General features: G+C 61.0%; 14 protein-coding genes. 4 read left to right on the top strand and 10 right to left on the bottom strand.

Annotated features, from left to right (window positions below):
• Nucleotides 1-10: 10 nt before the first annotated feature.
• The 6 genes from VHX65_12260 to VHX65_12235 form a co-directional block, all read right to left on the bottom strand.
• Nucleotides 11-526: a hypothetical protein gene (locus VHX65_12260; GenBank protein HEX3999317.1), complete on the bottom strand. Its 516-nt coding sequence runs from the start codon at nt 524-526 to the stop codon at nt 11-13.
• Nucleotides 516-1,943: a sigma 54-interacting transcriptional regulator gene (locus VHX65_12255; protein ID HEX3999316.1), complete on the bottom strand. Its 1,428-nt coding sequence runs from the start codon at nt 1,941-1,943 to the stop codon at nt 516-518. The genes VHX65_12260 and VHX65_12255 overlap by 11 nt, the downstream gene beginning before the upstream one ends.
• A 137-nt stretch (nt 1,944-2,080) precedes the next feature.
• On the bottom strand, nt 2,081-2,926 hold the full coding sequence (locus VHX65_12250) for a DUF1570 domain-containing protein (protein ID HEX3999315.1): 846 nt from the start codon (nt 2,924-2,926) through the stop codon (nt 2,081-2,083).
• Between the two features lie 211 nt (nt 2,927-3,137).
• Nucleotides 3,138-3,314, bottom strand: coding sequence for a Flp family type IVb pilin (locus VHX65_12245; protein ID HEX3999314.1), 177 nt, complete (start codon nt 3,312-3,314; stop codon nt 3,138-3,140).
• Nucleotides 3,315-3,490: 176 nt separating this feature from the next.
• Nucleotides 3,491-4,912: an undecaprenyl-phosphate glucose phosphotransferase gene (locus tag VHX65_12240; protein ID HEX3999313.1), complete on the bottom strand. Its 1,422-nt coding sequence runs from the start codon at nt 4,910-4,912 to the stop codon at nt 3,491-3,493.
• A gap of 296 nt (nt 4,913-5,208) precedes the next feature.
• Entirely contained in the window at nt 5,209-6,336 is a 1,128-nt protein-coding gene (locus VHX65_12235) for a PDZ domain-containing protein (protein ID HEX3999312.1), read from the bottom strand.
• 1,516 nt (nt 6,337-7,852) lie between these two features.
• Here VHX65_12235 and VHX65_12230 point away from each other — a divergent pair.
• From VHX65_12230 to VHX65_12220, 3 genes are all read left to right on the top strand, one after another.
• Nucleotides 7,853-8,023 (top strand): hypothetical protein, encoded by a 171-nt coding sequence (locus tag VHX65_12230; protein ID HEX3999311.1) that lies wholly within the window; start codon nt 7,853-7,855, stop codon nt 8,021-8,023.
• Nucleotides 8,024-8,306: 283 nt separating this feature from the next.
• Nucleotides 8,307-9,332 (top strand): sigma-54 dependent transcriptional regulator, encoded by a 1,026-nt coding sequence (locus VHX65_12225; GenBank protein HEX3999310.1) that lies wholly within the window; start codon nt 8,307-8,309, stop codon nt 9,330-9,332.
• Nucleotides 9,333-9,458: 126 nt separating this feature from the next.
• Entirely contained in the window at nt 9,459-9,605 is a 147-nt protein-coding gene (locus VHX65_12220; GenBank protein HEX3999309.1) for a hypothetical protein, read from the top strand.
• Nucleotides 9,606-9,911: 306 nt separating this feature from the next.
• Here the strand turns inward: VHX65_12220 and VHX65_12215 are convergent, their stop codons facing one another.
• From VHX65_12215 to VHX65_12200, 4 genes are all read right to left on the bottom strand, one after another.
• Nucleotides 9,912-11,393: a phospholipase C, phosphocholine-specific gene (locus VHX65_12215; GenBank protein HEX3999308.1), complete on the bottom strand. Its 1,482-nt coding sequence runs from the start codon at nt 11,391-11,393 to the stop codon at nt 9,912-9,914.
• 32 nt (nt 11,394-11,425) lie between these two features.
• Complete coding sequence (locus VHX65_12210) at nt 11,426-12,619, bottom strand: HupE/UreJ family protein (protein HEX3999307.1); 1,194 nt, start codon at nt 12,617-12,619, stop codon at nt 11,426-11,428.
• 137 nt (nt 12,620-12,756) lie between these two features.
• Nucleotides 12,757-14,451: a PQQ-binding-like beta-propeller repeat protein gene (locus VHX65_12205; GenBank protein ID HEX3999306.1), complete on the bottom strand. Its 1,695-nt coding sequence runs from the start codon at nt 14,449-14,451 to the stop codon at nt 12,757-12,759.
• 241 nt (nt 14,452-14,692) lie between these two features.
• On the bottom strand, nt 14,693-16,075 hold the full coding sequence (locus VHX65_12200) for a prenyltransferase/squalene oxidase repeat-containing protein (GenBank protein HEX3999305.1): 1,383 nt from the start codon (nt 16,073-16,075) through the stop codon (nt 14,693-14,695).
• Nucleotides 16,076-16,443: 368 nt separating this feature from the next.
• Here VHX65_12200 and lpxD point away from each other — a divergent pair, with 368 nt between their 5' ends.
• Nucleotides 16,444-17,523 (top strand): UDP-3-O-(3-hydroxymyristoyl)glucosamine N-acyltransferase, encoded by a 1,080-nt coding sequence (gene lpxD, locus VHX65_12195; protein ID HEX3999304.1) that lies wholly within the window; start codon nt 16,444-16,446, stop codon nt 17,521-17,523.
• Nucleotides 17,524-17,655: the final 132 nt, after the last annotated feature.

The raw sequence follows: 17,655 nt of genomic DNA, 5'->3' as shown, positions 1-17,655 counted from the left end.
CGGACAGCCCCTACACCGACCACGGCAAGTTGGCGATGATGGCGGGCTGGGGATCGACCGTGTCGTCGATCTCGTGGATAGCCGCAACGTCCAACTCGATCCGGCGCCGCCGCACGATGTCGGCAACGGCGGCGAGCGAGCGTGGCGAAATTACAAAATGAATCGCGCCGGCTTCGCGCATCAATCGTCCATGACCGGCCAACTGCCGTTTCGCTACGACAATCGCCCGTGCTTCCGGCAGATCGCGTTGCAATCGCAGCAAAGTGGCCACGAGCTGCTTCGCATTGGCCGCGGTCAGTTCGATCATCGCGATCGACGTTGGAAATTGGAGTAACTGGTTCCAACAATCCTCGAGTGTTCGCGTTTCGCAGAGTCGAACCGTGGATGCATTTAGCGACATCCGCAGCAGGGCCGCCCAATCGCCGGAACGCTCGCAAGCGACGAATCGGAGTCGGTCCGGCAATCGATCCTTGTCGTCCATGCTCCGCCATTCGGCCGTTGTTCGAAGTGCGTCGTCAATCGTCATTTGGGATTTGCCCGTCTTCCGCTTCAAGGCCCAATTGCACCAGCCGGCGATAAAGCCGCGGGCGGGTGAGGCCCAATAGCCGTGCGGCCTTCGTCTTGTTTCCCTTGGCCAGCCGCATGGCCCGTTCGATCAATTCACGTTCGATCCCGCTCAAGAATGATTCCAAATCGACGGGCGGGGGTTCGCGACGCGAAATACGGCCGGCGGCCGCGGCCAGATGCATTCGCCGTGGAAGATCCGCCGGCAGAATCTGGCTCCCCTCGGCATTGCCGTGCGACTGGCGAACGATTGCCGCCAGTTCGTCGATATTGCCGGGCCAGCCATATGCCGACAATTGATCGAGCGATTCGGGCGAAAAGCCGCGAAGTTGCTTTCCGCCCGCGGCGTTCAACTCCTCGACAATCGCCTGTGCCAGTAGCGGGATGTCCTGGCGTCGCTCCGCCAGCGGCGGCAAATGAATGACTACGGTCGACAATGCACACGCCAACTCGGTGAGGAACCGGTCATTGGCTGCTAATTCGTCGAGCGGCGTCTTCGACGTCGCGACAATGCGCAGCGGCGACGCAGAGTGCTTCAAATGCCCGGCCAATTCGGCCTGCACTTCGGCAGGAAGTTCGTCGACATCGGTCAATAACAGCGTATCGGCCGAGCGGTGCTCGGCGCCTTCGCGGCCGAGTAATACCGATAGTGTCGAGCGAAGCAAATCCGTTCCCAAAAGAGAGCAAGAAAGTGGCACGAGCGAGCCGGTATCCGAATCGCGCCGGGCGTAGTGGATGGCCCTGGCGACATATTGCCGCCCGCTTCCCGCGGGGCCCACGACGAGCACCGATGCCATGCTCGCCGCCGCAAGTTGCACCTGCGCGCGCACGCGCACCATTGCCGGGCTGTCTCCCACCAAACGTTCCATTTGGCGCAACTGGCGCAACTCGTGGTGGATTTGTTGCAACTGCGCATGCAGGATCAGCGATTCGTCGGCCGGTTCGGCGGATGACTCGGGCAGCGCGTTGCCGGCAAGATTGGCATCTTTCGGCGATAGATCGTTCGCTTCGGCGACGGCTATGATCGCCGGCCAGCCGCCGGCGTCGTCGGCGAGCGGAATGAATTCGGCACGGCGACGCAGCAGCCGGCCGTCGTCATGCGCGCAGCAGATCCATGCCACGCTTCGCACGCCGGCAAAAACTTCCGGCGGCGGGCAAAGCCCTGCCACCCGGGCCAAGATCGGCTCCGCGACCGGATCGGTGGAAGAAGCGTAGACGGACGGCTTGCCAATGAGTTCTTCCGCGGGCATTGCAAGCCATTCGGCGCAAGCCCGATTGCAATAGGCGATCCTTCGCCGTTCGTCGAGCAGGTAGACAGGCGCGGCCACATCGGCCAGCAGCTTGGCCAATTCGGCCGCCATTCCTCGCGCTACAGCCATGCGACAACCATCGAATGCCAGATCAGGTGTGCACCAGGCATTCAGCGTAGTTGACCCGCCGGCCAAATTATAGGGCCGGCGATGCGGCGCGCGGTGCGGCTGGGAACTCAAACCTCCCGGTTGATCGAAGCGGCCTGCTACTCTCTGAATAGGAGGCGGCGTCGGGGCGGAGGCGACGGTTCGGCCACGGTGGCCGCGGAGAGGGTTTGCAGGTGGGCCAACAGCAGGGCCGGATTGTCGAGGTTTGCCTGGTGCAGCCGGTACGAGAGCGGCTCCGAGGCGGCTTCGCGGCGCAGGCTGGCGAGGTAGCCCCGCAAGAGATCGCGGCGGGCGGGTTCGGTTTCCAGGAGCAAATGCACCCACGCCCACGATTCGGCATATTCCGTGCGGCCCATTTCCGCGACCGATTTCAGCGCTTCCAAGCGATGGATATCGGGCCGCCATCGGCCGGCTTGCAGATTGGCCGTCAGGTCGTCGATGTTCACTCGGTGATAGCCGTGCGTTCCCCGGGGCACTTCGAAATATTCCGCGAGCCCTTCGTCGAGCCACAGCGGCAGGTTTTGCACCATCGAGTGTAAATAGCCGTGAGTTACTTCGTGTCGCAGATCGACGGCCACATGTTCGCCCCATTGGGCGTAGACGCTGAGTTGCGTTTCGGTTTCTACGAAAAATGCCCGGCGGTCGGGGAAGCTTGGAAATTTGCTGTGCACATACGCCTTGAACTGCTCGTCATTCTCGAACAGATACACGTGAATTGGCTCGTCGGAGGGCGTCAGGTCGAGCTTCGAGACGATGTCCCAACGCAGCGCCTGCACCTCTTCCAACAGCCGATGATGCTTCGGCAGTTCGAAATTGCTGTGGATCACCAGTTGATCGAGCCGCACCGCATTGCGGGCTGGCAGTTCGGGGCGATCGGCGCGCAGCGACGCGCAGCCGCTCAATGCGACCGCAAACAGAAGCAGCCACGATGCCGCCGTTCGCATCCGGTTCCTCCGCGCTAGCACACCCGGTCTCGGGAGCCGAGAAAGCGGGGGATTCTAACAAGCGGGGGAACACGGCAGAAGAGCAGCTAGAGTGCGGTCGCGCGCCGATGCGTGTCGCAATAGGGCCAAAACCCCTTGTGCCCGGCCGACTTTCTGATGCGGAAAAACCGCCCGCGCACTGTCGCACCGAGAGAACTGCCCCTACGCCGGTTCAACTTCCCAGCGAGGACGACATATTGGAAAACGTCGTTTTCGTGTTCGTGCCCAGCGTTTTGATGGCCGACATGCAGACCAACACGATCAGTGCGAGCATGACGGCATATTCTACGGACGTGGGCCCATCTTCTTTGCGGATGAAGAACCGAACAAACTGGCAAAATCGACGCATGAAGGAACTCACTAGGTTAGGGTGGAGAAGTCAGGATGTACTTAAAATCTAGTACATATTTCCGGCAGCTTTGCGGCTCCCCGCAGAAATTAATGCAAAATGCACGAGTTCGTGTCGGTTTGTAGCGGTTCCTATGCCGCAAGCTCAGCCATGCGCGGCCGCAAGATCGCCCCTCTTCAGTACGCATTTTGCCTCGTCAAAACCGCCGCGATGGTTCGCATGAGAATCTTCATGTCGAGCCAGGGAGACCAGTCGCGGATGTATTGATGATCGCATTCGACACGCTTCTGCATTTTATCCAGCGTGTCGGTTTCACCGCGCCAGCCATTGACTTGGGCCAGGCCTGTGATTCCCGGCTTCACCTTGTGGCGAAGCATGTAGCCTTGGATTTGCTTGCGATACAGTTCGTTGTGAACGTTGGCGTGCGGCCGGGGGCCTACCAACGACATATTTCCCTCGATCACGTTAAACAATTGCGGCAATTCATCGAGCGAACTTCGCCGCAAGAACGATCCGAGCGGCGTAATCCGGGGGTCGGACTTGGTGGCTTGCACGACGGCTGAGCCGCTTTCGCACACCTTCATCGTGCGAAACTTCCAAACATCGATCGGCCGGCCGTCGAGACCGTAGCGCTTTTGCTTGAAAAAGACCGGGCCGCGTGAAGTGAGCTTGATCGACACGGCAATCGCCAACATCGGCAATCCGGCGACAATCAGAAACACGCTCGCCAGCGCCATATCGAGCACACGCTTGACCGCGCCGCCGACACCGTAGAGCGGGGTTTCGAAAATGCTTACCGCCGGCAGGCCGCCGATATTGGTCCACCGCGAATGCAACAATTCGAACACGAAAAAATCCGGCACGACATAGACCGAAGCCGTCGTGTCGGCAAGTCGTGCCAGCACGCTTTTGATCCGCTGTTCAGCGCGGAGCGGCAGCGTGATGTAGATCATGTGAACCCGGCCGTCGCTGGCGTGGGCCAAAAGATCGTCGAGGTTTCCGACACAATTCCCAACATCGCCGGGAATCGTGGCCCGCCGTTCTGGCGGCCGGTCGTCGAAAAATCCGACAAGCTTCAGGCCCATTTCCGGCGAAATTTCGATGTTGCGAGCCAATTGAAAGCCGAGTTCATTGGCCCCGACGATGGCGAACCCCCTGGAGTTCCAGCCGCGCCGCCGCACCAGCCGGAGCGCGGTGCGGTAGCCGATCCGCCCGGCCGCCATCATCGCCGGCGCCAATAGCAACCAGCGCAACAATCCGCCACGCGACAGTTCGCCGCGGCCCGCGCCGATCGAGCCCGTCCAGAAGCCGATCGCCAGCAGAATCGGAACCGTAAGTCCCCACGTCAGCAGGGTGCATCCCAATTCCCGCTCGGCGGTGGCTCCATGCCAACTTCGAAACAGTCCGGTCACTTCAGCGGCAATATAGTAGACGATCACCGCTAAAATCGCCGCGAGCCACAGGTCCTCGCCCGATAGCACGGGCCCGTGCATACCCAGCAAAAGCAAGCTGCCGATGATCGCGATTGTATCGGTCAATCGCGAGAAGACATCGAGGATCGAATGGAACTGTTGAATTCGTGCAGGCTGATTGGACATCGCGGCAACTGCGGGCGGGGGTAATCCCGGCCCTAAAAAACGCTTGCCTGACGCGCGCAGACAAGAACGATCGGGCCATCAATCTAAAGCTAGTCCGCGAAAAGGCGACAAGCTTGCCCGCCCATTCCTATCAATCCGATATACGGACTTTCTGCCTGGCTTCAAAGGCCTGCCCCGCCGACTGTAAACCTTTAAAGCTTGTGGATCTCAGCCCCGTAGTCCATCAACAAAAAAACGTCCGGCTTGGAGCGGTCCCAAGCCGGACGTTTGACGCATAGTCATTCGAGCGACAAGCGTTATTTCGCACCGGGTGCGGTTCCTTCGCGAGATGCCGGTGCGGCCGGGCGCGGGGCCTCGGCCGGGCGCGGCGCTTCAGCGCGCGGTGCCGCAGACGGCGCTCGGCCTTCCGCAGGCGGATTGGTTCGCGGCGGTTCGCGACCAGCCGGAGGCGTGGTCTGACCCGGCTCGCGACCAGCCGGCGGTGTAACCGTCGGGATCGGCTCGCGCGGATTCGTCGGCGGGGTGACCGTCGGCGTGGTTTCGCGCGGATTTGCCGGCGGAGTGACCGTCGGGGTCGGTTCGCGGGGAGTTGGGCCTACCCGCGACGGCTCTATGGGTCGAGTATCGCGTTGAGCAGTCCGGTCGGCCGGTTGGGTCCCGGCGGCGTTCGGTGTGCGTTCGTCGCGACGATCGAATGTAACATTCCCCTGCATTGTCTTCGAGCCGCGGTTATAGTCGAACGCAACGCGCCCCGGCTTTTCGTCGTGAATCACTTTCGCGAATTCTTGCGGCGAGCGAATGCGCTGACCATTCCAACCCGTGATCACATCGCCATCCCGAAGGCCGGACAGATAGGCGCGCGACCCGGGAAGCACGCGGCGAATGAGCAACTGATTGGTGTATTGCGGGTCGAATTCGACGCCGAAATTGTTCAGATCGTTGTCGTAGGCGTCATTCGCATACAGAACGGAGGGTTGAATGGTGAGCGTTTGGTCCGCACCGTTCCGCCAGACCACGATCTGCACCGGTTGATCCGGGCCAGCAGCATAGAGATACCGGTCAAAGTCGCCCGGGGCGACGATCCGATGTCCGTCGACCGAGACGATGTAATCGCTCGGCCGTAGTCCCGCATCGTAGAACACGCTGTTGGTGACGAGGTTCGCGATCGCTAGCCCCCGATCGGCCACGGCCCCAATTCTCAGTCCCAGCTCACCCGGCGCCCGACGAGCGCGACGGTCGATCCGGGCGTCGCGCACCGCCGCGCGGTTGTCGCGCACCGCTTCACGGGGCGCTTCACGCACGGCTTCGGGAGCCCGTGGTTCTACTCGCACCGGCGGATCTGCGAAGGCCACGTGGCCCCCGACCAGTGCCGCGGCAGCCGCTGCCGCGAATGCTCCTGCCCACTTCGCCAATTTCTTGATCATGAAATTCTCCTTTTGCAACTACTCAGATTGTTCGCGTCTTGAACGATGGCGCTCTGAAGCGGCCAACACGATTCAAGGTTTTTCAAGCAAGGGATATACCGGACGCTGTTGATTCGCTGTCGCTCGAATAATCGAAACTCCGCAAGTCGAAACAGTATCGCCAGATATCGAACGACAAATTTCGATCGACCAGGCGCATTGGTCGAGGCAGAACGGAGATCAGTTCGTTGCTTGGGAAACGGGCATGCCACCGCAAACGAGCGGACTGGCTGTTCGTCGCGCACTTGAAACCGCACGCACCGGTCCGGAGCAGCCCTGTAACGCAGCAAAGCGATGCCACATTCGGCAGAAGGGGAAAGAGCCGATAATCACTATTTTGGTGAGATGTCACTGTTTTTGGGAATCGCCGCAAGAACCGTATGTTCAACGAGTTGCAACATTGACCATAGAAATTTAGCACATCTGTGTGGCAGGTCGAAGGTTCGTCCATTTGGGACTTATTTGTCTAAAGCGAATCGCCGCAGTTGGTTACAAGCAACTGCTGATTCGCGTCAATTGCGGAATGACTTTTGCGAAGTCGAGGTCGGTCGAAGTTCTTGTCCGAAGGTGTGCTGATGGTCGTCGTTTCTTGCCCGCGGCAAAGAGTGACAAACGGAGCCCAACTCGTGAACTCGGCCAATTCGTTCATATTCGACGACTCGGAATCGACGTTGCCTTCTGCGAATGAGCGTCAGCGCGATAACTCGAGTCGTCGCCGGCGCGGACCCGAGCGATCTCGAAAGTCGACCAATGCCGGCTTTAACGGCAAGCACCGCCGTCGAAACAAGCGCTATTCTTTCTGACGAGCGATCGTAAGAAGGGTCGGCCGAAAATAACTTCTTGCCGACCCCCGCCCCGTCCTCTGCCACAAGGGCGCTGCGTTTGATTTCATGCGACTGGATGCAGGGGCGACTGGGCACGATCGCGCGTTTTGCGTCGTGTGCCTATCTCGGTGCTCATTCGTGCGGGACAAGGGCGCCGCACCTTTGCATAAGATCTACCCAGCGCACGGCGCTGTTTCGACAGCCCATAAGCCCATATTCCAGGCCGTGAATTTCCGGACGCGCTCGAGCCCTCGTCCGCGGACTGGGACGCTTCTCGCTGACCATTACCCCCCTCTCACCGATTCAGTGATATCGCACTAGTTCAGTGTTTGCTTCATAAACCGTTTGCTCGGCTAGCGATGCGTTGATTTTGCGACCTCGATATCACTCAAAATGGTGAAGACGGCACGGTTCTTTGGATTGTTTGAAAATGCCGGCTTCTAGCCGCAACTCTATATGAGCGAATGGTCTGCGACTTCTCTCGCTATTCAGCCGGGTTTTGGAACGGTGCTTGCAAAGAGGGTGTTCGCCGAAAGCGCGCGTTAGCCGATCGACTTTGGTCGTGGAACGAATGAGGCGCGCCATTGGCCGGGTTGGAAATCGAGTCGTCGGGGAGAGAGTTTGGTGGCGCTTCATCAATAAGGGAACATACTGTGAACGCGGCAAATGATTATTACAACGAGCAAGAGTTGGACTACCAAGTTAAGGTTCGCAAGCCGGAGTCGGTTGAGCGGCCGCGATCGCGGCGGCCGGAGCATGCCCGGACATCACGTCCTGCGGGCTTCAACGGCATCCATCGCCGGCGCAACAAGCGCTACAGTTGATTCGCCGTTGTCGATACGACTGAGCCTCTTTCTTTGGCGGTTGAAGTTGGATTGGCTGCGTCCGGCATGCCGTCAAATCTCGAGCCGCCCGTGGATTGCCCGCTTGTCGAACTGGGCTGGAGCGAGTGGTTCGCGCCGAACAGATTTTTGCATTAATCGACGACTTGCGTCGTTTTGAAGTCGGCTGTGAAGTTGGTTTGTGCTGTGAACTGCAAATGTCGATGTCCGTTGCAATTCTATGACGCTTCCTTAGGACAATGCCTTCGCCAGCGGACTTTTCGAAGTGAAGAATTTATTCGGTGAATCGGTGAACGGGGTGGGCGCGCGGGCCGAGTCCGCACCGCCGGCTACGCGTCGTCAGCCCGAACTCGAATGGGTGCTCGGTTGTAATGCTGGGATCCGCCGGGTAGCGCAGCACGCCAGCCGGGCTGCCGAAGTCGAGTGCACGGTGCTGATCTCCGGCGAGACGGGCACCGGAAAAGAGATCTGGGCCCGCGTCGTCCATAGCGGCGGCCCACGGGCGAACAAGCCATTCGTGCCTGTCAATTGTGCCGCCCTGACGACTTCGCTCGCCGAAAGCCAACTGTTCGGCCACGAGCGCGGAGCGTTCACGGGCGCCTTGGGCAGTTCGCTTGGCGTGTTTCGAGCTGCCGAGGGAGGAATTGCATTTCTCGACGAGATCGGCGAAATGCCGCTCGAACTGCAGCCGAAATTGCTCCGTGTCTTGCAAGAACGCGAGGTCACCCCCGTCGGCGCCGCACATCCGGAGCCGATTAGCGTGCAGGTGATCGCCGCCACGAATCGCGACCTCGAGGCCGAAGTGCTCGCCGGCCGTTTTCGCGAGGATCTGTTTTATCGGCTCAACATGGTGGAACTGCGTGTCCCGCCGCTACGGCAACGCTTGGACGACATTCCGGAACTGATCGCGTTCTTCTCGGCCCGAAACGCGGCGAAATACCATCGATCGGTGTGGCGCCCCGATCCGGAAACGCTTCGCCAATTTTGTGAATACGATTGGCCGGGCAATATCCGGCAGTTGTCGCACGTGATCGAGCAGTCGTATGTGCTGGAATCGAATCCCTGCCTGCCGAATTCCGGTCCGGCCGCGCATGCCTCGGGATCGCTGCCATTTTTCAATTTGACACGGCTGCGCGACGAAGCCGTCCGCCAGGCTCTCGGCGCGACGCGTGGGCACAAGGGCCGCGCCGCCAAGCTTCTGGGCATCCATCCCAATACGCTCACCCGCCTCATCGCCCAGCGTGATCTGCCGGACGACGAATCTTTGGCGCGCGATCAGCTCCGGGCTTGAGCGGCCCGTTGAAGCATCTCGGCGACGCGCTCTTCTCGGCCTGAAGGCCGAACGCTTTGCGATGGTTTTGTTCCGCCGCGTTTTCGTTGTGTGGTGATGACTGCCGTGCTTTTTCCGACGGCTCGCATGCCGTGCTTTCGATGGAGCCGCTCGAATCGCTCGAAGCGGTGGCCCGAGATTCTGCGGCGCTGCAATTCCTACATGCTCGATCCGACGACGCCCCCGGTGCTGCTGGTCCGTGCCGCAGACGCGTTCCACACGTACGCTGACTAATCCGAGCAGAAGCAGTATTGTTGCGAAGGCATACGGGCGGTCGGCAAAGGTCTCACACGATTGGCTCAACTGGGACTTCCGGACTCGCTGCCGCCGGCCGAGGATTCGTCGCGGCCGAGCAGGCGCTTGTGAAGCATGCGGGCGCCAACTGGCGGAACCGTCGTGATGCGGCTCGCCGGAAAAACATCGGCAACTCATAAGAGCGATCGATGACGATCGGCGGGGCGGATCTGGTTCGGCCGATTGCGGCGAACCCTCGGTGGGCGGCGCAGGCGTTGATCGCGACGCGACGGCCGTACTCGCGGTTCAATGATCGCCGTGTTGAATCCGCTTGCGGGAACCCTTTTCTTGCTTCGGGAGGGCCTGCAATCCGCTCGGGACGGGCGGCTTCGGCAAATGGGCCGCGTTGTGCTCGGCCAGATGCAGCTCCGTTGCGGTCTCGGGCAGTTTCGGCGGAGCGGACCGCTCCGATTCGAAGCGGAAGGCCGCGGTGAGATCGCCGAAGGTGTGCCGCCGCCATGCGGAAATGTTTGGCTCGGCCACGCCCGTGAATTTCTCCAGCAACTGCAACACCGAGGTGTGATCGAACGTCTGGCTGCAAACCCAGCCGCCGGCGGTCCACGGCGAGACGATGATGCACGGCACACGGAATCCGCCGCCGATCGGCAATCCGCGGATGAATTCTTGGGGCGTGCCGGCGGGCGGCACCGGGGGCGGCACATGGTCGAAAATGCCGTCGTTTTCGTCGTAGTTCAGCACAAACGCCGTCTTGGCCCACACCTCCGGATTCGCGGCGATGGCGTCGATCTTGCTGGCGACGAACGCCGCGCCCGCCGCAGGCATGAAATCGGGATGTTCCGATGCCCTGCCCGTGGGAATGATCCACGAGACTTGCGGCAGCTTGTCGTTCACCGCGTCGTGCTCGAACGTTCCGTCCGGCTCGCGCTTCATCCCTTTGAGATATAAAGGGGAGTGCTTGGGGGCTTCGCGAAAGGCGCGAAAATTCTCGAGCATGTTGCAGCCATAGTTGTCGTGCTGCTGGTAGACCTTCCAACTCACTCCCGCTGTTTCCAATCGCTCGGCATAGGTTGGCCAGCGGAATCCCTTGGGAATGACGCGATTGCTGGTCAACGGGCCGCCCCCTTTTCCCTCCGGATCGATCGTGCCGGTCATCCAAAACATGCGGTTCGGCCAGGTCGGGCCCATCACGGAGCAGTGATACGCATCGCAGATGGTGAACGCCTCGGCGAGCGCGAATTGAAATGGAATGTCGTCGCGCGTGTGATAGCCCATTACATACGGCGCCTTGTCGCCGTCGGCCTGGCGATGGGCCGACAACCAACTGTCCATCTTTCCACCGTTCCAGGCATGGTGTTGCACTTCCCAGGCGTGGCTGGTCGAGGGAAGTTTTTGCGCGTTGGTCTTGCGCGTGTCGAGATGAAACGGCATCAGATAACCGTTGGGATGCTCGGCGTCGGGCTGATGAAACACAGTCTTGCCATTGGGTAACTTAAGGACATCCGGATCCTCGAAGCCGCGCACGCCGGCGAGCGTGCCGAAATAGTGATCGAACGAACGGTTCTCCTGCATCAGCAGCACGAGATGCTTGATATCGCGGAGCGATGCCTTCTTCGGGGCCGGCTCGGCCAGGGCCCGCCGCACATTCGGCGGCAACAGCGCCGAAGCCGCCGCCACGGCCCCGCCGGCCGCGATCGAGCCCAGCAGCCGCCGCCGCGTCAGCCGTGCCGCTTCGCCCTTCGTGGATAGGTTTTCATCGTGGATGCTCATTGTCGCTTGCCTTTCCGCTCGGCTTCCAAGGATCAGTACGTTTGTATTCCGCAAATCGCTACGACAAGAAAATAAATTCCCGCCAGGGTAATCCCCGCGGAGCCGAATTTCAGGATTCGTGTCTGCAGCACCGTGCGCGGCTCGAGGGTGCGCGCATTTCGAACTCCCCACAGCAATGAATACATCGGTATCACCACGAGTTGGTGCCCGATCTCGACTCCCAGGCTGAACGCGATCAGCGCCAGCCAAAGTGCGATGTTCGGCATTCCGACCAGCGCGTCTTTCAATCCGCCGGCGAAGCCCAGACCGTGAAACAGTCCGAAGCTGAATGCGATTGCCAGCCGGGCCCAGCCGGAACTGCGCTCCGGCCAAAACATATTCTGCACCGCCACGAACACGATGCTCGCCGCGATCATCGGCTCGACGATCGACGACCGCAGGGCGACGATGTTGAACACCGAGAGCGTGAGCGTCAGCGTGTGGGCGAGCGTGAACGCCGAAACGACCTTGATCAAGTCCCACAACGATCCCGCCGCGAGCACGAGCGCGGTGATGAAGAGCAAATGGTCGTAGCCGGTGAGAATGTGTTCGATGCCATGCGCGGCATAGGCCCGGAATGTCGCGAAAACGTCGACATCCGTGCGAACCGACGCGGCGGAAACCGGCGCGGCGCCAGGCGACCATTCGCAGGCAATTCGCGCCGTTTGGCCGCGCTGCAAAAGCGATAGCTCGAAATCCGATTGGTCGACGCGGCGCGTGCGGAGCGAAACCGTGGCATGCCAGCGCGGGAACTCGCGGAGAAAATCCTGCCCGATCTCGACCGACTTCGGAGCGGTGGGAAGCGAACATGTCCAGCGGTAGGGCACCATCGGCTGCTGCGCCGGGTCGTCGCTCGAATCGCTCGCGGAATCGCCGCCAATCGGCTTCGCGGCAAACTCGGCGGTTCCGGGCACTTCCCGGCCATCGACGCGCACATGAAAATGCCGCTCGACGTATTTGGCATGCCGCTCGACAGCGGCTTGCCATTCCGCATCGGTCGAAGTCCGGCCCACCTCGCTTTCAACGAGCACGATTTCTTCCGACGAGATCCGGGCATCGATCGTGATCCGATCCGGGCCGACGACGACGTCCGCCGCGTTTTCCGTCAGCGGATGGGCCGACACCACGGCGGGGAGCGAGAGGCAAATCGCGCCGGCGAGTGCGGCGACCAAACGTATCCGAGACATAGAGATCAAAATTTACCTTCTGGGGTGCCATGCCCACGGCTTTGCGTGGGCATGTCGTAGATTGGCGGTTCGCATGCCCACTCGGGGCAGTGGCATGGCACCCACGCACTTCCTTGCTAGCGCTGCGGGCTCGGGGATCATTTGCTCCGCGGTTTGGGATTTTCGGCCGCGGCGCCGGTGGGGATCGCGTACAGTCGCTCTTCGGTGCAGATATAGAGCACGCCGTTGGCGACGACCGGAGTCTGGCAGAATGGGGCGGAGAACTTGATTTGGTTGAGCACTTGTTTTTCCCGGCCGGCCTTCAGGATCCAAAGCGTGCCGGTCTTGTCGCCGAAGTAAACTTTGCCATCGGCCACCAGCGTCGAGCCCCACATGTACGACTCGGTTTCGTGTTTCCAAAGTTGCCGGCCGGTTTCAAGATCGAGGCAATGCACGACGCCGCTGAAATCGCCCACGTACAGCAAGCCATCGGCGATCGACACGGTCGAGAGCGAGCGATCGATATCGCGGAATTGCCAGATTCGACCCGACGCGGAAATGTCGCCCTTGAGCGTGGCGTCGATGCAAGTGACGCAGCCCACGCCCGAGCCATGCAGCGGATCTTGGCCGACCGTGACATACACGCGATTGTTGTACGACACCGGAGTGCCGATCACTTCGCTGGGGCCCTTGCGGTTGCGATACACGATCGGCCGGCCGTCTTTCACGCGATAGTCGGGCGGGTTGCAATCGCAGACCCACACGTTTTTCAAAATGGCCGGCTTCGACGGATCGGGATTGGGAACCGGCTTGGGATCGAAGGCATAGCAGCGTCCGTCGCCGCCGCCGTAGAAGATCAGCGGCCGGCCATTCACCATGCCCAGCGAAGGGCTCGACCACGAGCCGTGAAAAATGCCCTTGCCGATATCGGCATCGTCAACAGCGACGAGTTGCCCGGTGAGTTTGTTGAGTGCGATCAGCGACCGGGCCTTTGGATAGGGGACATATTTATGCTGCGTTTTGGCGTTGCAGGTGCCGAAGTAGACCAGATCGCCGTAGACGAGGCTCGAGCAACTCGTTGCATCGTGGGGCCAGACTTTTTGCCCGGTAAGCAAATCGTATCGCCACAGGATGTCGGCATCGGTCGGGCCGAGCTTCACCGGCGGGGCCAGAACAAGCTTGCGAATCGGCCCATTGGGGCCGATGGAAAGCGTGTGCTCGATCGGCTTGGCCAGATATTGGGCCTCGTCGACAAACGGACCGTCGTTGCCGTCGTAGAGGCCGTTGGCGTCGAGGCAAAGAATTTCGCAATGGCTGGTGACGGTGTAGACGCGGCGGCCATTGATGGTCGGCGACGAGCAGATTCCCAACTCGTGGTAATCAGCTTCGCCCTGCACTTTTGAGACGACCAGTTGCCACAGAAACTTGCCGTCGGCTTCGTTGAAGCACATCAGCACGTTTCGGTCGCCGGAGTATTTAGGATCGCGCGGCGAGGCGTTGTTGGTGCCGACGAACACCTTACCGCCGGAAATGACCGGATTGCCATAGCTGTGCGAGCCGAGCTTGACCGACCATTTGATGCCGCTTGTTTTCGGATCGGCGTTCGGCGAAGGATCGAAGCGGATGGGCAAATTTTTGGCGTCGGACACCATGTTGCGATCGAGCGTTCCGCCCCACTGCGGCCAATCATGCTGCGGCCAATCGTGCTTCTGCGAATCTTGCTGCGGCGAATCGTGCCTCTGCGAAACTTGCTGCGGACGATCAAGCCGAGGCGTATTTTCGGCGGCCATCGAAGGCATCGCGGCGCCGCAGGCCAGCCAGCATCCCCAAGCAACAAGAAAAGCAATGCGCATCGCTGACTCCAATCAGTGGCGGGTGGATGCGGCGCAACTGAAAATGCGACGCATCCGATGGAAGCGGGGCGGGAAAATAGCGAGATTCAAATCTCGCTCGGCGGGGAACTACAGCGGGCAATCGAGGTGGGCTAAGCTCGGACGAAGATTCCAGAGTAACAATCCGTCCGGCTGGACGCAAATTTCGGGTTATGCATTGTGGCTCGACCAAATTCAGTTGTCGCCGGACGACTTCCCGGCGTCACGGCTTTTCCGGGAGCGCGGCCGGAAGATGGCGATAGTAGATTTCGAGCGTCAAACAGCTCAGGCTGGTCTGCATGATGCGGCCGCCGTAGGGGCCCCAGGCATCCTTGTTTGGCTTGTCCGGATCCCAGCTTCCGGCGGCGCAGCCTTCGCGAGCTTGAGTCTCGACCAAAAGCTTGCGAATCTTGCGGTTCCAAGTGTCCCAATTCTTGTTGCTTGTAAATTCCGATTCCTTGCCGGCCAGGTTGTGGAGCGCCTGCGTGGCGTAATACCAATAGTAGATGTTGCGGTTCTCGGCTTGCGGCTGGTTCGCCAACAGAAGCGCGCTGCCACCCAAAATCACCGGATCGGTTCGGTCCATCTTCAAGTCTTGGCTTGCGAGAAGACCGACGGCCGTCATCGGCGGCGTCGCGCCTGCTTCGGGCTGATAGCAAAACCATCCAACGTGTTCCGCGGGTTGGCAGGAGGCGAGAAAGTTTTTGGCGCCATCGAGGGCTGCCGGTTTCACCGTAAGACCGGCCTCTTGGGCGGCGTGCAGCGCCTGCATCTGCCAACCGAGGACGGAGGTATCGCCTTCCTCGCCCGGATGGTAGCGCCATCCGCCGGTTTTCTGGTTTTGCGCGGCGACGATGAAATTGACGGCCATCTGGGCGGCCACGCCGACCGGCTTGTCTTTCGTCATTCCATAATCTTCGCACAGCGCGATCGTGGCAATCGCGTGGGAATACATCTGCGACGCAGCGTCGGCCGAGAGATCGCCGTCTCTTTTTTGATGGTTCAGCAGCCAATAGACGCCCGCTGCCACCTTGCGTTGGAACGGTCCATTCGTGGCCTGGGTCTGACCGGCGGCAAGAAACGGCAGCAGGCCCAGCCCGGTGGCGGCGGAGAGCGACTCGATGCTGCCGACACCGGTGCACGATTTATCGGTACACATTTTCTGGAATTTTTCCAGGCTCCAACTGCCGTCGGGCATTTGGTGCTTCGCCAACCAATACAGCGCAGCGGCGGCGGCACGCTCGGTCGCCCTTGTGCCGCCGAATTGCTTGAGAAGCTCGCGGCGGTGTTTTGGCGAGCGGCAGGCGTATGTCCCTTCCTCCTTGATCGCCGGCAAGCCGATCTCCGGCGCCATCGGCGGAGGCGTTATCTCGTTGTCCTTCGCCTTGGGCGCATTTTCGTCCGGAGCGTCTTCTCCAAATGGATCCGTCTGGGAACTTTCCGGGCGGGCGATTGGTGAATCGTCCGGCGCGGCTTGCGGTGGGGCCGGTGCTTGCGCAAGCGCCGCCGATCGCGCCAGCAACCCCTCTGCGCCCCAAGCGGCCAGGAGCACAACCATCAGCCCAAACAGATCGCGGCGAACTTTAGTTCCACGGATCCTGCACATGATTCTTCCCCCGGAGCGGCGTTGAAACTGTCGATGGGTCGGCGCGAGGTGCGAGAACTAAATCGACACAGCAAGAGGAGATGTCGCCCGCCATTGGAGCGGTGTGGGGAGCGGATGTCAAATAATTGGCCGAGAACAGTACGTCGCATCGCCGACGGGCGAAACCGCAAGCGAGCTACAGACTCCACGTAACACGTCGATATCCGCTTGCGCGTTCCCGAACCCCGCGACCCTCACCGTTGCCTGACCCAACCTCCCTTGCCCGATTTTCGGCCCCTCGCTACCATGCCGCGGCTTTTCAATCGGGAGATTGCAAAAATCCCCTTGCTATACACCTTGCTCGCACGACGACCGCAACGGGAGATCGAATGGCGACGAATCTGGCGATGCTAGCAGAGTTGGTCGGCGGGCGGCTCCTTCAGCCAGCTTCGGCGGAGACGCCGATCGCCGGCGCGGCAACGCTCGCCGATGCCGGGCCGAACGATATCACGCTCTTAGACAATCCCGAAAAAGCGCATCGGCTCGCCCGCAGCCGGGCCGGCGCGGTCGTGGTGCCCGAGGGCTTTTCGCCGGACCATCCGGCAGCGATCCAGGTGGCGGACGTGCATCAAGCGTTCGGCACGATCGTGGCCCATTTTCGGCCGGTGCGGATCGCGGCGCGGCTTGGCATTAGCCCTTTTGCGCACGTCAGCCCGACCGCGCAACTGGCGGGAGATGTCGATGTGCATCCCGGTGCGACCGTGGCCGACGACGCGCGGATCGGCCCCCATTCGACAATTCATGCGGGCGTGTATGTCGGGGCCGGCTCGAAGATCGGCAGCGGTGTGACCATCTATCCGAACGCGGTGCTCTATGAAAACACGGTGGTCGGCGCTCGCTCGGTGATCCATGCCGCGGCGGTGCTTGGTGCGTATGGCTTCGGTTACAAAATGACCGGCGGGCAATATCACCTGTCGGCCCAATTGGGAAACGTCGAGATCGGCTGCGATGTCGAAATCGGAGCCGGCACCACGATCGATCGCGGCACCTACTCGGCCACGACCATCGGCGACGGCACGAAGATCGACAACCAAGTGATGATCGCCCACAACTGCCGCATCGGGCGGCACAATATGATCTGCTCGCAAGTCGGAATCGCCGGAAGCACGACCACGGGCGATTATGTCGTAATGGCGGGGCAGGTCGGCGTGCGCGACCATGTGCATATCGGCGCCGGCGCGGTGCTCGGGGCGCAGTCGGGAGTGGTCAACGACGTGCCGGATGGAGCACAAATGCTCGGTGCGCCGGCGGTGCCGCTGCGGCAGCAAAAAGTGCAATTCGCGCATCTCAGCCGGCTGCCGGAGATGCGGCAACAGATCAAGGAATTGCACCGGCAAGTCGAAACATTGTTGGCGGCGGCGGAACCGCACGAAAGCGAACCGCGCGGCGGAAGCCAAGCCGCAGCCTAAAAAAATCGCGGGGCGCCCGTGCTGGCTCGCCGAGCAGTGTGCGCTGCGAGCCGGGCCACGGTGCTGAACAAGCCGGGACAAGCCAGCCGTGGCACCTCGGCGACTTACACGGTCGCACGAAGGTTAGATAAG

The sequence above is a fragment of the Pirellulales bacterium genome (assembly GCA_036267355.1).
Classification (GTDB): Bacteria; Planctomycetota; Planctomycetia; order Pirellulales; family DATAWG01; genus DATAWG01.
Note: the sequence above shows the minus strand (reverse complement) of the source record. Positions and strands in the feature narration are given on the sequence as shown.

Bases quoted from the DNA above. Each gene is read 5' to 3' on its own strand.
- VHX65_12260 (HEX3999317.1), bottom strand. From the start codon at position 526: ATGACGATTGACGACGCACTTCGAACAACGGCCGAATGGCGGAGCATG.
- VHX65_12255 (HEX3999316.1), bottom strand. From the start codon at position 1,943: ATGGCTGTAGCGCGAGGAATGGCGGCCGAATTGGCCAAGCTGCTGGCC.
- VHX65_12250 (HEX3999315.1), bottom strand. From the start codon at position 2,926: ATGCGAACGGCGGCATCGTGGCTGCTTCTGTTTGCGGTCGCATTGAGC.
- VHX65_12245 (HEX3999314.1), bottom strand. From the start codon at position 3,314: ATGCGTCGATTTTGCCAGTTTGTTCGGTTCTTCATCCGCAAAGAAGAT.
- VHX65_12240 (HEX3999313.1), bottom strand. From the start codon at position 4,912: ATGTCCAATCAGCCTGCACGAATTCAACAGTTCCATTCGATCCTCGAT.
- VHX65_12235 (HEX3999312.1), bottom strand. From the start codon at position 6,336: ATGATCAAGAAATTGGCGAAGTGGGCAGGAGCATTCGCGGCAGCGGCT.
- VHX65_12220 (HEX3999309.1), top strand. From the start codon at position 9,459: ATGCCGTGCTTTCGATGGAGCCGCTCGAATCGCTCGAAGCGGTGGCCC.
- VHX65_12215 (HEX3999308.1), bottom strand. From the start codon at position 11,393: ATGAGCATCCACGATGAAAACCTATCCACGAAGGGCGAAGCGGCACGG.
- VHX65_12210 (HEX3999307.1), bottom strand. From the start codon at position 12,619: ATGTCTCGGATACGTTTGGTCGCCGCACTCGCCGGCGCGATTTGCCTC.
- VHX65_12205 (HEX3999306.1), bottom strand. From the start codon at position 14,451: ATGCGCATTGCTTTTCTTGTTGCTTGGGGATGCTGGCTGGCCTGCGGC.
- VHX65_12200 (HEX3999305.1), bottom strand. From the start codon at position 16,075: ATGTGCAGGATCCGTGGAACTAAAGTTCGCCGCGATCTGTTTGGGCTG.
- lpxD (HEX3999304.1), top strand. From the start codon at position 16,444: ATGGCGACGAATCTGGCGATGCTAGCAGAGTTGGTCGGCGGGCGGCTC.